9 protein-coding genes are annotated in these 15,279 nt (G+C 74.8%); 4 read left to right on the forward strand and 5 right to left on the reverse strand.

Features of this window, described 5'->3' with window-relative positions:
- The first annotated feature begins 118 nt into the window (after positions 1 to 118).
- Both IE264_RS06515 and IE264_RS06520 read left to right on the forward strand, forming a co-directional pair.
- Entirely contained in the window at positions 119 to 487 is a 369-nt protein-coding gene (locus IE264_RS06515) for a CU044_2847 family protein (protein WP_015609622.1), read from the forward strand.
- A gap of 28 nt (positions 488 to 515) precedes the next feature.
- A complete protein-coding gene (locus tag IE264_RS06520) occupies positions 516 to 4,925 on the forward strand; it encodes a serine protease (RefSeq protein WP_078657422.1) in 4,410 nt (1,469 codons plus the stop codon).
- 10 nt (positions 4,926 to 4,935) lie between these two features.
- Here IE264_RS06520 and IE264_RS06525 read toward each other — a convergent pair whose 3' ends face one another.
- From IE264_RS06525 to IE264_RS06545, 5 genes are all read right to left on the reverse strand, one after another.
- Complete coding sequence (locus tag IE264_RS06525; RefSeq protein WP_051821784.1) at positions 4,936 to 5,934, reverse strand: D-alanyl-D-alanine carboxypeptidase family protein; 999 nt, start codon at positions 5,932 to 5,934, stop codon at positions 4,936 to 4,938.
- Positions 5,935 to 6,051: 117 nt separating this feature from the next.
- Positions 6,052 to 7,314 (reverse strand): sensor histidine kinase, encoded by a 1,263-nt coding sequence (locus tag IE264_RS06530; protein WP_032756086.1) that lies wholly within the window; start codon positions 7,312 to 7,314, stop codon positions 6,052 to 6,054.
- A gap of 21 nt (positions 7,315 to 7,335) precedes the next feature.
- Positions 7,336 to 8,046 carry a two-component system response regulator CseB gene (gene cseB, locus IE264_RS06535; protein WP_015609626.1) on the reverse strand — a complete coding sequence of 237 codons (711 nt, stop codon included), beginning with the start codon at positions 8,044 to 8,046 and terminating at the stop codon, positions 7,336 to 7,338.
- Between the two features lie 75 nt (positions 8,047 to 8,121).
- On the reverse strand, positions 8,122 to 9,030 hold the full coding sequence (locus IE264_RS06540) for an endonuclease/exonuclease/phosphatase family protein (protein ID WP_373301910.1): 909 nt from the start codon (positions 9,028 to 9,030) through the stop codon (positions 8,122 to 8,124).
- Positions 9,031 to 9,288: 258 nt separating this feature from the next.
- Entirely contained in the window at positions 9,289 to 12,936 is a 3,648-nt protein-coding gene (locus IE264_RS06545) for an AfsR/SARP family transcriptional regulator (protein WP_032756084.1), read from the reverse strand.
- A 157-nt stretch (positions 12,937 to 13,093) separates the two neighbouring features.
- On the opposite strand from IE264_RS06545, the gene IE264_RS06550 reads away from it, so the two are divergent.
- On the forward strand, positions 13,094 to 13,699 hold the full coding sequence (locus tag IE264_RS06550; RefSeq protein WP_032756082.1) for an SDR family NAD(P)-dependent oxidoreductase: 606 nt from the start codon (positions 13,094 to 13,096) through the stop codon (positions 13,697 to 13,699).
- An 82-nt stretch (positions 13,700 to 13,781) separates the two neighbouring features.
- Positions 13,782 to 15,044: an MFS transporter gene (locus tag IE264_RS06555; protein WP_032756081.1), complete on the forward strand. Its 1,263-nt coding sequence runs from the start codon at positions 13,782 to 13,784 to the stop codon at positions 15,042 to 15,044.
- Positions 15,045 to 15,279: the final 235 nt, after the last annotated feature.

Below are 15,279 nucleotides of genomic sequence, written 5' to 3' on the forward strand. Positions count from 1 at the left end.
CAACTCCCCTTACACACAAGGCAATACGGCCGTCGCGCGCTGTGCACGAACCGCCCTCACACCGGCCTCCCGGCCGCTGTCGCTACGCTCTTCAGCTCCCGAGCATTGGAGTACCGCCATGAGCGAACGCCCCGTCCACACGGTGGAAGTGCCCCTGGGCGACGGCAGCGCCGAGACCGTCCGGGTCCAGATCCGCGAGGTGGACGAGGCGCTCGTCCGGGTGGGGCGGGGCGGCCGTACCGTGGCGCGGGCCGAGCGGACGCTCGGGCAGATGCTGGACACCGTACGGCCCGTGGCGGAGAGCTTCGTGGGACGGTTCTCGGGCATGGCCCACGCCCCGGACGAGATCACCCTGGAGTTCGGGGTGTCCCTGTCCGCCGAGGCGGACGTCGTCATCGCCAGCACCGCGACCGCGGCCAATTTCTCCGTCAGCCTGACCTGGAACAGGCGCGACGCCCCGGCCGCCGACGCCGATACTGGACGCTGACCGGGCAGTTGATACGGGTGGGGGCCCAGTGACACGGAGACCGCAGGGGACCGACGGAGACGGCCCGCCGGAGCCGCCGGGCCGCCCGGAGCGGCAGAAGCGCCCGCAGGACCCCGCCCACGGTCCCGAAGCGGCGCTCGTCGCCGCCGTCGTCCGCATCGAGGGGCGGGACGGGGTCGTCGCCGGTGCGGGCTTCCTCGTCGCCGACGGTCTCGTCCTCACCTGCGCCCATGTGGTCTCCGACGCCCTCGACCGGCCCCGTGACGCGACCGTGGAGCCCGGGGCCGAGGTCACCGTCGGTCTCCCCCTGGCCGGGAACGCCGGGGACCCGGACGACGACGGTGACCGTACGGCCGAGGTGCACCGCTGGATACCCGTCCGGCCCGACCGGACCGGTGACATGGCCCTCCTGCGGCTCCGGGACCCGATACCCGGCGCCCGGCCGCTGCCCCTGGCCGATCCCCCGGAGGGCGTGTGGCACCACCGTGCCCGTGCCGTGGGGTTCACCGACGACCACCCCGGCGGCATCTGGCACAGCGGTACGTTCCGGGGGCCGACCCGGGAAGGATGGGTCCAGCTCTCGCGGGGCGACGGCGAGGGCATGTACGTCAGACGGGGCTTCAGCGGCAGCCCCGTCTGGGACGACGAACTCGGCGCGGCCGTAGGCATGATGGTGGCCGCCGAGCCCGTACGCGAGGCCCAGCAGGCGTTCGCCCTGCGGACCCGGACACTGCTGGAGGAGCTGCCCGAGCTCCGCTCCCTGATCGCCCCCCGCTCCCCCTTCCGCGGCCTGGACACCTTCCAGGAGGCCGACGCCGACGTCTTCTTCGGGCGGGACGACGACATCCGGCGGGTGGTGACCGCCGTCTCGACGGGCGACAGGCCGACCGCGGTGTACGGACCCTCCGGCTGCGGCAAGTCCTCGCTGGCGCTGGCCGGGGTGGTGCCGGTCGTGCGGGAGGCCGGGTACACGGTCCTGGTCGTCGACGCCGGGCACATCTCGTCCCTGCGCCACGCACTCGCCACCAGGCTGTACGAGCTGCACCTGCGGGAGAGGGAGCGGGTGGGCGGGCCCGCCCCGGTCGACAGCGCCGAGCAGGTGGGCTCCCTGCTGGGGAAGGATCGGTTCGCCGATGTCCTCGACCGCGTGCTGGGGAGCGCGGGCCACCGGGTTCTCGTCGTCCTCGACCAGGCCGAGGCCCTCCTGGACCGTTCCGAGGCGGAGCTGGCGGAGGCCGCCGGCCTGCTCTTCCGTCAGGAGCAGCCGGAGGGCATCCGCGTTCTGCTGACCCTCCGCTCCGACTTCATGGACGCGGCGCTCAGCCACACGGTGCTGGGACCGGTACTGAAGGGCGGGACCGGCGTCCCCCTCACCCCGATGTCCGCGGCCCAGCTCGCGAAGGTGATCGGCGAGCCGGTCGGACGCCTGCCGGCCGTGGCGTACGACCCCGGGCTGGAGGACCTCATCCTGAAGGACGCCGGGGCCGCCCCCGGCATCCTGCCCCTCCTGGGCTTCGTCCTCACCCAGCTCTGGGAGCGGCAGGCCTCCGGTCGGCTCCGCCTCGCGACGTACAAGGAGATCGGCGGGGTCTCCGGCGCCCTGGCGCGCCACGCGGAAGCGGCGTGGCAGGAGTGCGTGCGCCCGGAGGAGGAGGCCGAAGCGCTGCGGCTGCTCACCGGGCTCGTCCGGGTGCTGCCCGGCAGCGAGGCCCCCCTGCGCCGCATGATCACCAGCGAGGAGGCGGGCGAGGCGCGGTGGCGGATCGCCCGGTCCCTGGCCGGGAAACGGCTGCTGGTGCTGCACGGCGAGGAGCACGGACCGCAGACGGCCGAGCTCGCCCACGAGACGCTCATCAGCGCCTGGCCGACCCTCGCCGAACAGGTGAAGGCCGACAGCGACCTGCTGGCGGCCCGTGCGGAGCTGCGCCACGACCTCGACCGCTGGGAGAAGGCGGGACGCCCGTCCGATCTGCTGCCCGGCCCCCTCCATCTCGGGTCCCTGAAGCGGCGGTTGCAGACGAGAGAAGCCGAACTTTCGGAGCCGGAGCGCGAGTTCGTCGCCCTCGCCGGAGGGCGCCATCGGGCCCGCCGGGTCCGCGTGCGGGCCGTGTGGGTGGCCGCCGCGCTCGTCCTCGCGCTCATCGCCGGGCTGGGCACCTTCCTCGTCCAGGAGTCGCGGACCAGCGCGCAACGGGAGGCGGAGGGACGGTCGCGTTCGCTGGCGAGCCTCTCGGACGAGCTGGCGAAACGGGACCCGGGCGGAGCCGCCCTGGTCGCCATGGCCGCCCACGACCTCTCCCCCACCCAGGAGGCCGGCAACGCGCTGCTGCGCCGCTACGACCACCTTCTGCTCGCCCGGTGGGCGCTGTCCGGGACCGAGACCCTGGTGGACCAGGTGGCGACGAGCACGAACGGCCGGGTGGTCCTCGTGACGACCAAGGCCGGAGGGGTGACGAGCTCGCAGGGGGGCGCCGTGCTCTTCGTCCGGGGCGCCGGCGAGCGGATCGTCCGCGCCCGCCTCCCCCTCGCGGAACAGGTCTTCTTCCCGATGGTCAGCCGGGACGGCCGCCGGATCGCCTATCTGTCGACGAAGGACGGCGGCACCCTCGTCTGGCACGACGTGAACCCCGCCGGGAAGGACGGGCCGGCGGTGCTGGGCCGGGAACGGAAGGTCCGCGGCGGCGAGTTCGGGGAGACGGGTTCCTCGTTCGACCAGCGCCTCGGCCTCGCGGACTTCTCCCCGGACGCCCGCGAGGTGGTCACGGCGACGGACGGGCGCCTACGGGGCCGGGACCTGGCGACGGAGCGGACGCGGGAGCTGCCCGGGCGGCTGCCCGCCGTGGACCGGGTGTGGTTCGGGCCGGACGCGGACACCCTCGTCGCCCAGCTGCGGCCCGACGCCACCCAGGAGAAGGCGCAGCAGGCCTCCCTGGTGGCGGTCGCCGTGGGCACCGGGAGGACGCGGAAACTGGCGGACGGGGTGTACGCGTCGACGGTGCCCCGGCTCGCCCTGTCCGGCGACGGTGCGGTGCTCGCCGTCTGCCGGCAGGGACGGATCGGGAAGAACGTGGCGTACGAGGCCGTCCGGGTGACGGACGGCCGGACGCTGACCCGGTACCGGCCCGGAGAGTTCAGCAGCTCCTGCAAGAGCATCGGGATCGACGGGACCGGAGCGCACTTCGCGGTGCACAAGCTGACGGCCTCCTGGGCCGTCGTCGGGACGCGCCCGGGAAGCGGGGTGCGGGAGGCTCTGGGGCCCAGCAGGCTGCCCAAGGAGGACGACGACCTGTCCCTCGTGGGCGATCCGGAGGAGCCCGTACTGATCGTCCGGGACGAGACCTCGGTGACCGGCCGCCCCCTGGGCTGGAGCACCATCGAAGCCGACAGCCCGCCGGTGCTGCTCAGCGGTGCGGCCTGGGGCGAGGGGGACGAGACGGTGGTCCGCCTCGGGGAGGACGGCGGCAGGCTGGGCATCGTGCGCCTGGACACGGAGGGGTCGACCCTCGTCAAGGAGGTGGCCCGGCCGCCGAGGAAGCAGCAGTCGGGCTTCACCGACGATGTGCAGGAGGTGAAGGCCGACCGGAGCGGAACGCTGGCCGCCGATCTCATCGGCCCGGACAAGGTCAGGGTCTGGGAGCTCCCCTCCCTGCGCACGGCCACCGACATCGTCACCGCGCCGCCTCCCGAGAACACGTCCGTGCGGATCTTCTTCGGCCCGCGCGACGAGTTGCTGACCGTCTCCGGCACCGTCATCGAGCACTGGAACGCCCGGGACGGCCGACGCCTGTCGAAGCCGGTCGACCTCCGCGGCCTGAAGTTCGCCGGGAAGGACCTGGCACAGTTCACCGCCTCCTTCCACCCCGAGCCGGGACACGTACAGCTCCTGATCGCCGGCGAACAGACCGTCCGCGCCCTCTCCCTGCGCACGGGCAAGGAGAACAAGGCGCTCCAGGTCGAGCTGGAGCCCGACGTGAGCACTGCCGTGCTCGACCGGAGCGGCGATTTCGCCGTCGTGCAGACCAAGGGGTCCATGGTGGAGGTGTGGTCGGTACGGGGCCCCGGGCAGCGCCCGCGGCGGGTGCTCGGGCCGGTCGGTCCGCTGGACCGCTTCGGCTACTTCCAGCACGGCTTCCGGGCCGACAGCTCGGTGTACTTCCTGGCCAACGGGAACTCCGTCCGGTTCCAGGACGCGGCGGATCCCGAGGACCGCGGCGAGGCCTATGTGCTCGCCGAGGAACAGGAGTTCCTGGCCGCCTCCCAGGACGGCAGGACCCTGCTCCGGCGCATCGACAAGGCGAACGTGAGCGTCCTCCGCCTCGACCCCGGGCTCTGGAAGAAGAAGCTGTGCGCCACCCTCGGCCGCGACCTCTCCGAGGACGAGCGCCGCGGCCTCCCCACCTGGCTGCCGGCCCGGATCTGCCCGCCGGGCGGCCGCTAGGCAGCGTCGGTCAGGTCCGGGCCAGCGCGTCCGGGAGCGTGGCGCGGACCGCGGTGACCAGGGCGCGGCCCGCCTCATGGGCGGCCGCGCTGCCCTCGGCCGGGCTGGTACCCGCGCGCTGGTGCAGGACGACGCCGAGGATCAGCCGGGGCGTACCGGCGATGTCCTGCGTCGACGCCCACACGAGGTTGCCGCCCGCCGGGGTGGACGAACCGGTCTTCAGGCCGATGACCCCGTCCCGGCCCAGCAGCTTGTTGGTGTTGCGGAACGTCACCCCGGCCCCGGGCGCCTCGACCGTGCGGGTGGCCACGATCTCCCGGAACACCGGGTCCTTCATCGCGGCGCGGGCCAGCCTGAGCTGGTCGGCCGCGGTGCTCCGCGTACTGGTCTCCATGCCGCTCACCCCGGTGTAGGTGGTGCGCTCCATCCCGAGGGCGGCGGCGGTCTCGTTCATCTTCGCGACGAACGCCTTCTCGCTGCCCGCGCCCCAACGGGCCAGCAGCCGGGCCACGTTGTTGCCGGACGGCACCATCATCAGCTCCAGCAGCAGGCGTTGGGTGTAGGTCCGTCCGGCGAGGACGGGGGCGGTCGTCTCGACGGAGGAGTACGACTCGTTCGCCGCCTGCTCGTCGGCGGTGACGGCCGCGCCGGGTGCGCCCGCCCGCATCGGGTGCTCCTTGAGGATCACGTACGCCGTCATGACCTTGGTGACGCTGGCGATCGGGACCGGCCGCTGCTCGCCCCGGGTGCCGAGGCTGCCGATCCCCTCGACCTCCACGCTCGCCTGCCCCTCGGCGGGCCACGGCAGGTGCAGCGACTTCGCCACGGCCGCGACGGTGTCCCCGGATCCGGCGGCGGGGGCGGGGGCGCCGGCCGGTCCGCCCGCGCCGCCGAGCGCGTACCAGGTGCCCATGCCGGTCGCGAGCGCGAGGGCGGCGGCGAGCGGGACGAGGAGGGAGCGGCGGAAGCCGAAACGAGAAGCGGGCGCAGGGGCAGGGGTGTGGGGCATGGGGCACCTCCGGGAGAACGTGTGCGGTTCCCGCACGGACCTCACCTTCGGGGAGCCGCTCTTCCGGACCGGTGCGGTGCCGTTTCCGCCGCCGCGAGAGTGCGTTGCGGTTCCGTTTCAGACGGTTCCGGACGGGCCGGGGGCGAGGTCGAGGGTGGCGACCGCACCCCCGTCCGGCGCGTTCGCGAAGGTCAGCCGGGCGCCGAGCACCCCGGCCTGGCCCTGGGCGACGGTCAGCCCGAGCCCGTGCCCGCGGCCGCGCTCGCCGGCGCCCGTACGGAAGCGCTGCGGGCCCTGTTCGAGCAGCGCGGCGGGGAAGCCGGGGCCGTGGTCGCGTACGGAGATCCGGGTGCCGGTGACGGTGACCTGGACGGGGCCGGCGCCGTGCCGGTGGGCGTTGGTGACGAGGTTGACCACGATCCGCTCCACCCGGCGCGGGTCGGTCTCCACCACATCGGCGTCCCCGGCGGCGACCTGTGTCCCGGTCCCCGTGCGCCGCACCACGTCGGCGACGAACTCCCCCAGCGGCACCGCGTCGAGCCGGGCCCGTTCGGCGCCCGCGTCGAGGCGGGAGATCTCCAGCAGGTCCTCGATCAGCGCGTTCAGGGCCCGCACCCGGTCCCGTACGAGACCGGTCGCCTCGTCGGTCTCCGGGAGCAGCCCGGCGGCGGTGACCAGGCCCATCAGCGGGGTGCGCAGCTCGTGGGCGACGTCGGCGGTGAAGCGCTGCTCGTTCTCCAGCTTGCGCTGGAGCGCGGTGGCCATGTCGTCGACGGCGGCCGACATCTCGGTGATCTCGTCGCGGGCCCGCCCGGTGGAGCCGATGCGCGCGTCCAGCTCCCCGTCCGCGATCCGGCGGGCGGTACGGGCTCCGTGGCGCAGCCGCCGGTTGATCGGCTCGGTGGCCAGGGCGGCGAGCGGGACGACGAAGACGAGGGCGGCGAGGACGGACTTCACGATGGAGCGGTCCAGGAGCTGGAGGCTGCGGACCTCGGTGCTCATGTCGTCCCGTACGACGAGGAACTGATCGCCGCCGACGGCCACGGCGCCCCACATCCAGAACCAGTTGGGCGGATCGGCGTCGTACCAGGTGGCGTACCCGCCGCCGGTCTCCGGCTGGTCGGCGAGATCGCGCGCCAGCGGATCGGGCAGCTCCTCCCGGGTCCGTACGTCGACGTCCGGCGGTGCCTTTCCCGTACGGCTCAGCTCCCGCTCGGCCGCGATCAGGCGGGTGATCGTGCGCTCGTGGCCCACGCGGAGTCCGCGCTCGCGGGTCGCGTCGTGGACCAGGAAGCCGATGACCGCCGCCACCGCGCAGCAGGCCGCGGCGGTGAGCGCGGCGATCTTCCAGCGCAGGGCGCGGGGATTGAGGAGAGCCATGATGATCCGTCGGCCGGCCGGTCAGTCGCGGACGAGCTTGTAGCCGAAGCCGCGTACGGTCTCGATCCGGCCGCTGCCGATCTTCTTGCGCAGCCGGAGCACGCACAGGTCGACGACCCGGGTGTCGCCCTCCCAGCCGTAGTCCCAGACCTCACGCAGCAGCCGGCGGCGGTCGAGGACGGAACCGGGCGCGGCGGCGAACTCCAGCAGCAGGCGCAGTTCGGTGGGGGTCAGCGGTACGGGCCGCCCGGCGAGCCGCACCTCCATGCCGAGGGTGTCCACGCTCAGATCACCGAAGACCAGCACGTGGTCGGGGGCCTCGGGCGGCGGGCTCTGCGACGGCTGGAAGGTGGCGCGGCGCAGCAGGGCGCGGATGCGGGCCACCAGGACGGGGGTGTCGACCGGCTTGATCACATAGTCGTCGGCGCCCGCCTCCAGACCCGCGACCACGTCGAGGGCGTCACCGCGCGCCGACATCATCAGGACGGGCACGAGGCTCTCCTCCCGGATGCGGTGGCAGAGGCCGATGCCGTCCAGCTCGGGGAGCATCACGTCCAGGATGAGCAGGTCGTACCCGCCGGCCCGGAACGCCTCCAGGCCGCTGAGGCCGTCGGCGGCCACGTCGACGCGGTAGCCGTAGCGCTCCAGCGCCAGTTGGACTGCGCGCCGGATCGTGTCGTCGTCCTCGACGACGAGCACGCTGACGGGGTCGGGGACCCGGGGTTCCGGCACGGTTCCTGCCTGGTCGTGGGGGGGTGTGCGGGGGAGTGGGTTGGCGCTCTGCGCATCGTAGAGCCGCCCGGGGTGTCACAGCCGCAGCGTCGCCGCCACCGGGCGGTGGTCGCTGCCGGTGGCGGGCAGGGTCCAGGACGCGAGCGGGGTCATCCCCTTCACCAGGACGTCATCGATGCGGACCACCGGGAACCCGGCGGGCCAGGTGAGGCCGAAGCCGTCCCCGGCCTCCCGCTGGGCGGAGCGCAGCTGCGAGGTGACCGGGGCCAGGGCCCCGTCCTGGTACGTGCCGTTGAAGTCGCCCAGCACCACCACGCGGGGAGCGGGCTCGGCCCGTACGGCGGCGGCCAGCGCACGGGCCGCCTCGTTGCGGCGGCCGGTGGTGAAGCCCGCGCCCGACACGCGTACGGAGGCGAGGTGGGCCGCGTACACGGCGACGGGCCCCTCGGGGGTGTCCGCGGTGGCCCGCATCGCCCGGGTCCACGGCATGATCTCCACCTCCTCGACCGCCGTGAGCCGGTACCTGCTCCAGAGGCCGACGCCGCCGAGCACCGTGTGGTGCGGGTAGGCGGCGGCCAGCTCACGTTCGTAGACGGGCGTGGACTCCTCGGACAGCTCCACCAGGGCCAGGACGTCGGCCTCGGCTCCGGCGAGGGCGCGTGCGGTTCCGGCCGGGTCGCGGTTGGCCTCGTCCACGTTGTGGCTGAGGACGGTGAGGCCGTCTCCGGGGGACCGCTTGTCGGAGAGGGTGGGGGCGAAGAGCGCTGCCCAGACGAGGGCGGGGGCGAGTACGGAGACAGCGGCGAGCCTGGAGCGGCGTACGGCTGCCAGGGCGAGGAGGACGGGAACGGCCAGGCCGGTCCAGGGCAGCAGGGTCTGGAAGAGGCTGCCGAGGTTGAGGGCCGTGTTCGGGACCAGCGCGTGCAGGGCCATGAGGGCGGCGCAGAGCAGCGCGACGACGGCGAGGCAACGGCCGGTGGGCACCTTGGCCGGGGTGGGGGCCGGGTCACCGGGCCGCGGGCTCAGGGGCTTCTCGGTGCTGGGGGACTGCCGGGTGCTCGGGTCCTTCTCAGCGCTCAGGTCCTCCTCGGTGGTCAGCACGGCACGGTCTCCCAACGTCACGTACACCGCGGGCCGGGTACGCCACCCACCCTCCGGGAGCCGCGCTTCCGGCCGGTCAGGGCCGTGCTTCGGGGACCGCGCGGGTCTGTATCAGCCGGGTATCGGTCGACGTTCCGGGAATCAACGTTCCGAGAAGGCGGGGAGAGCCGTACGGGCCTGGTGGAGCGCCTCCTCCGGGTCCAGCCGGGCGCCACTCGCGTACGCCTCCGAGAACGCGTCCGCCCCCAGCGCGGCCCGCGCCGCGACGGTGATGCGGTCCACGTCGGCGCGTTCGGCGGGCGGCAGCGGGGCCCCCGCCCGGCGGCGGGCGGCCGCCGCCGCGCCCAGGAGGACGGCCGCCCCGGTGGCGGCGGTGGCGTGGCCGGGCAGGGCGGCCGCACCGGCGAGCCCCTCCAGGGAGAGGGCCAGCGCGCGGGGCTCGGCGAGGGCGCGGGCGATCTCCAGGCCCGCCAGGTGGTGGGAGGCCGCCCCGCGCGCGTCGCCCCGCAGCTCGGCGACGAAGCCGAGCTCGGCCAGGAGCAGGTGGTCGCCCGCCTGGGAGGAGACCTCGGCGTACCCGTCGCGGATGTGCAGCAGGTACGCCTCGGCCCGGTCGAGGTCGCCCGAGCGGCGGGCACCGAGGGCGAGGCCCATCCCGGAGTGGATCTCGCCGTACTTGTAGCCCTGTTCGGCGGCGATCCGGCGCGCCTGTTCGTGCAGGTCGCGGGCGCGGTCCCAGTCCCGGGCGAGCAGCGCGAGCCGGCCGAGCCCGGAGAGCCGCGCGGACACCTCCGCCTCCAGCCCCAACTCCCTCGCCATCCGCAGCCCTTCGTGCTGGCGGCGCTCCGCGTCCTCGTACGCGCCCTTGATCTCGGCGAGCGCGGCGAGCGGGGAGACGGTCTGCAACTCGCCCCATCGGTCGCCCAGTTCGCGGAAGATCAGCGCGCTGCGCAGCCCGTCGCGGCCGAGCCCGGCGAGGTCGCCGCGGACCAGCGCGAGCGTGGCGCGCAGGCCGAGCGCTGCGGCGGTGCCCCACCGGTCCTCCGCGGTGGTGAACAGGGCGAGGGCACGGGCGTTCAGCTCGCCGCTCCCGGCCGCGTCTCCCGCGCTGAACAGGCCGTACGCGCAGAGCCAGAGCGCGCGGGCCCGGCGTACGGGGTCGGGGATGGCGTCGGCGGTGGCCGTGCGGGCCGGGCCGTCCGTCGTCATGGCGGCGGCCGTGTGGTCCCCGGTGAGCAGGGCGAACGCGGCGTGCAGGAGCGCGAGTTCGGCGCAGCCGGGGGGAGGGGCGGTGGGGGTTTCCGCCGAGGTAGGGGCGCCTGAGCCCGACGCCGGGGCGGAGGCCCCACAGCCTGATGCCGGGGCGGAGGCCCCGGAGCCCGACGCCGGGACGGAGGCCCCACAGCCCGACGCCGGGACGGAGGCCCCACAGCCCGACGCCCCGTCCGTGGCGGGGGCGCCTGAGCCCGACGCCCCGTCCGTGGCGGCCAGCACCGCGCCCAGGCTGCGGCGGGCCTCGGTCAGCCGGCCGCGCAGCAGCCACCACCAGGCCAGCGCGGTGGCCAGCCGGACCGCTTCCTCCGGCTCCCCCGCGCCCGCGCGGCGCACCGCCTCGTCTAGGGCCGAGCGCAGATTGCCGGCCTCCGCGTCCAGCCGGGCCAGCCGGTCCCGCTGCCCGGCGCCGCGCAACCGCGGCTCGGCGTGTTCGGCCAGGGCCCGGTAGTGGCGCAGATGCCGGTCCCGTACGGCGGTGAGGTCCTCCATCTCGTGGAGCCGCTCGGTCGCGTACGCGGCGACGGACTCCAGCAGCCGGTAGCGGGGGCCGCTGGGCCCGCCCACCACGACCACCAGCGACCGGTCGACCAGCCGGGTGACCAGGTCGAGCACCTCGTCCCGGGCGACGCCGTCCCCCGCGCAGACCGCCTCGGCCGCGGCCAGGTCGCAGCCGTCGCTGTGGGCGGCGAGGCGGCGCAGGACGATGCGTTCGGGCGCGCTGAGCAGCTCCCAGCTCCAGTCGATCACCGCCCGCAGCGTCTGCTGGCGGGCCGGGGCGCCGCGCTGCCCGAAGGTCAGCACCCGGAACCGGTCGTTGAGGCGCTCCGCCAACTCCCTTACCCCCAGCGCCCGTACGCGGGTGGCGGCGAGCTCCAGGGCGAGCGGGATGCCGTCGAGCCGGCGGCAGATCTCGGCGACGGCCCGGCGCTCGGGCGCCTCCGGCGCGTCCGGGTCGCGCGGGAAGCCGGGGGCCGCGGCGGCGGCGCGCTCCATGAACATCCGGACCGCGTCGGCCGGCTCCAGCGGCTCGACCAGGAACATCGCCTCGCCCGCCAGCCCGAGCGGCTCCTGCCCGGTGGCGAGGACCCGTAGGCCGGGGGCGGTGCGCAGGAGGAGCTCGGTGAGTTCGGCGGCGGCGTCGACGACGTGCTCGCAGTTGTCCAGGACGAGCAGGGTGCGGCGGTCGCGCAGGGCGGCGGCGAGGCGGTGCGGCAGGGAGGGCGTTCCGGTGCCGGTGCCCGGCAGGGAGTGCGGGGCGTCGTCGCGGATGCCGAGGGTCGCGGCGACGACCTGGGCCAGGTCGGCGGGGGTGCCGGCGCGGATCCCGGAGAACTCCACGAGCCAGGTGCCGTCGGCCAGTTCACCGGCGCGGGCACCGTCCCGCTCGGCGGTGGCCGCCGCCACGGCCAGCCGGGTCTTGCCGACACCGCCGGGCCCGGTGAGGGTCACCAGCCGGGTCCCGGAGAGGAGTTGGGAGAGGTCGACGAGCGCCTGACGGCGGCCGACGAGGGGGGTGAGGGGGACGGGGAGGTTGGAGTGGGAGGGCGGGGGAGGGGGAGCGGTGGACGGGGCACCTGTGGTGTGCGCGGCGCGTGCTGAGTCCCGAGCGACGGGCGCTGAGCCCTGGACGGCGGGTGCCGTTTCCCGCGCGGCAGGTGCTGCGCCCTGTGCGCCAAGTGCCGTGTCCCACACGGCGGATGCTGTGCCCTGCGCGGATACGGGGTTCCCCGAACCCTCCGTGCCGCCCGCCGGGGCCCCGTACGCCCATGCCCCCGTGCTCAGCCCCGGCTCCTGCCGCAGCACCGCCCCGTGCAGCGCGGCCAGTTCGGGGCTCGGGTCGACCCCCAGCTCCCCCACCAGCCGGGTGCGCAGGTCCTCGTACGACGCGAGTGCCTCGCTCTGGCGACCCGCCGCGTACAGGACCCTCATCTGGGCGGCGCGCAGGCGCTCCCGCAGCGGGTGGAGCGCGACGAGGTCCGCGAGCTCCCCGGCGAGGAGCGCGTGGTCGCCCGCCTCCAGGCGCGCCTCCGCCTGCTCCTCCAGCACGGAGAGCCGCTGCTCCGCGAGGCGCTGGGCGGGTCCGCGTACGAAGAGGCCGTCCGCGAAGTCCGCGTACGCCGGTCCGCGCCACAGCCCCAGGGCCTCCGTGAGCAGCGCGGCCCGGGTGCGCGGGTCCCGGACGGGGCGGGCCTCGGTCACCAGGGCACGGAAACGTACGGCGTCCACCTCGTCGCCGCCGCCGTCGAGCCGCAGCCGGTAGCCGGCGGGCTGGCGCACCACCCTGTCCCTGCCGACGACCCGGCGCAGCTGGGAGATCTTGGCCTGGAGGGCGCCCGCGGGCTTGCCCGGAGGCGCGTCGCCCCACAGGTCGTGGATGAGGCGGTCGGCGGTGACCGGCCCCCCGTCGTGCGCGAGCAGATCCGCCAGCAGGGCCCGGACCTTGGCTTCGGGGACTCTGACTTCCCGTCCCTCGCCGTCCCACACCACCAGTGGCCCGAGTACCCCAAACCGCATAGCCGCCACCGTACATGTCCGGTGGACCGGCGCTCCGGCCGTCAGCCGCCCCGAAGGTTTCCCGAAGGTTCCCCGAAGTACCCGGCCGCAGAGTCGTCCCCGCCGGTGGCCCCGCTCCACCGGTGAGGAACGGGCGCCCCTGGAGGGAGCGGCAACCATGACCAAGTACGCGCGCAGAAGGGCCCTGGTCGTCGGTGAGGCCACCGGCATCGGCCTGGCCATCGCCAAGCGCCTCGTGGAGGGCGGGGCGAGCGTCCTGCTGACCGCCCGCACCGAGGAGGAGCGCGCGCACGCGGTCGCCGAACTCGGCTCCGCCGCCCGCGTGGTCACACCGTCGGCCGTCGAAGCGGCCCTCACCGGAGAGACCGGGGCCGGAGAAGCCGTCATCGGCACCGGACCCGCCGGCGACGACGCCCCCGGCTTCCGTGGCGGCGTCGATCTCCTCTTCGCCGACGCCATCCCCACCGCGCGCCCCCTGCTGCCGCACATCGAGGACGGCGGCGCGATCGTGCTGACCGCCCCCACCCCGTGCCCCGACGACGTGCGCGCGCTCGCCGCCGAACTCGCCTCCCGGGGCATCCGCGTCAACGCGGTGGCCCCGGGCTGTATCGAGGCGCCGGGCTCCGGCGCCGTACCCCTGCCACCGCTGGGGCGTCTCGGCGCCGCCGAGGAGGTGGCCCGCGCCGCGCTCTTCCTGGCCACGGAGGCGACGTTCACCACGGGGGCCAGGCTCCCCGTCGACGGCGGCCTCGGCCGCCCCTGAACCGGCCGCGCCGGACCCACACCACAGCCCCTCTCCGTCCCCGCACCCCGCACCTCCCATCCGGAAAGTTGGAGCACACGTCATGAGCACCGCACCCGACACGGCGCCCGCCGCCGCTGCGGCACCGGACCCGAAGGGCGGAGGCGACGAACAGCAGAAGCTTCCGCTCTTCGCCCTGCTGGCCCTCGCCACCGCCGTCTTCATCACCAGCCTCACCGAGACCCTCCCCGCCGGTCTGCTGCCCGCGATGAGCCAGGACCTGCGGGTGAGCGAGTCCGCGACCGGCCAGACGGTCACCGTCTACGCGATCGGGACCGCCCTGACCGCGATCCCGCTCACCGCGGCCACCGCGGGCTGGCGGCGCAAGAAGCTGCTGCTCACGGCCATGGGCGGGTTCGCCCTCGCCAACACCGTGACGGCCGTGTCGTCCGTCTACGAGCTGACGATGGTGGCCCGTTTCGTCGCCGGCATCGCGGCCGGCCTCGCCTGGGCCCTGCTCGCCGGGTACGCCCGCCGCATGGCCCCCGTACACCTCCAGGGCAAGGCGATGGCCATCGCCATGGCCGGTATCCCCGTCGCGCTCTCGCTCGGCGTGCCCGCCGGTACGTTCCTCGGCGACTGGCTCGGCTGGCGGGTGGCGTTCCTGTCGATGACGGTGCTCACCGTCGTACTCCTGGTGTGGATCTTCGTGGCCGTACCGGACTTCCCCGGCCAGGGGCGCGGCGAGCGGCCGAAGCTGCTGCGGACCCTGCGCATCCCGGGCGTCTCCCCGGTCCTCTTCGTCACGACGGTCTTCGTGCTGGCGCACACCATCCTGTACGCGTACATCGCCACGTACCTCGACGACCTCGGCCTGGGCGGCTCGACCGGCCTGATCCTGCTGGTCTTCGGCGCCGCCTCGCTGGCGAGCATCTGGATCGTCGGCGCGCAGATCAACCGCCGGCTGCGCGGTCTCACCGTCGGCGGCGCCCTGCTGGTCGCCGTCGCCTCGCTGCTCCTGGCCGTCCTCTCCGACACCACCGCCCTCGTCTATGTGGCAGCGGTGCTGTGGGGGCTCGGTTGGGGCGGGGTGCCCACCCTGCTGCAGACCGCCGTCGGTGACGCGGGCGGCGAATCGGCCGACGCGGCCCAGGCGATGCTGGTCACGCTCTGGAACGTGGCGATGGCGGGCGGCGGCATCGTCGGCGGCATCCTTCTCGACACCCTCGGCAGCGAGTCCTTCCCCTGGACGGTCCTGCTGCTCCTGCTCCCGGTGATCGCGGTCGTGCTCTACGCCCGCCGGGCGGGCTTCCCCGCCCGGCGGCCGGGGGCCGAGGCCGAGGAGGCCCCGGTTCCGGCGGCCTGACGACCGACCGCCGGAGGGCACCCCTCCCCCGTCCTCCGGCGGTCACCGTCCGCACAGGGCCCGGTGACCGTTTCGTGCGGCGCCCGCTCTCGGCCGATCACCTTTCGTATACGGTCTCCCGTCACCGGGACACGGTCTCCGAACTCCGTGCACCGCACCGTGCCGGGGCCATGTTCACGATTTGTTGACACTTCACCAGGCAGGTACAAGCCACGGCTCCACCACTGGTAGAGCT

The sequence above is a fragment of the Streptomyces microflavus genome (genome assembly GCF_014650075.1).
Classification (GTDB): domain Bacteria; phylum Actinomycetota; class Actinomycetes; order Streptomycetales; family Streptomycetaceae; genus Streptomyces; species Streptomyces microflavus.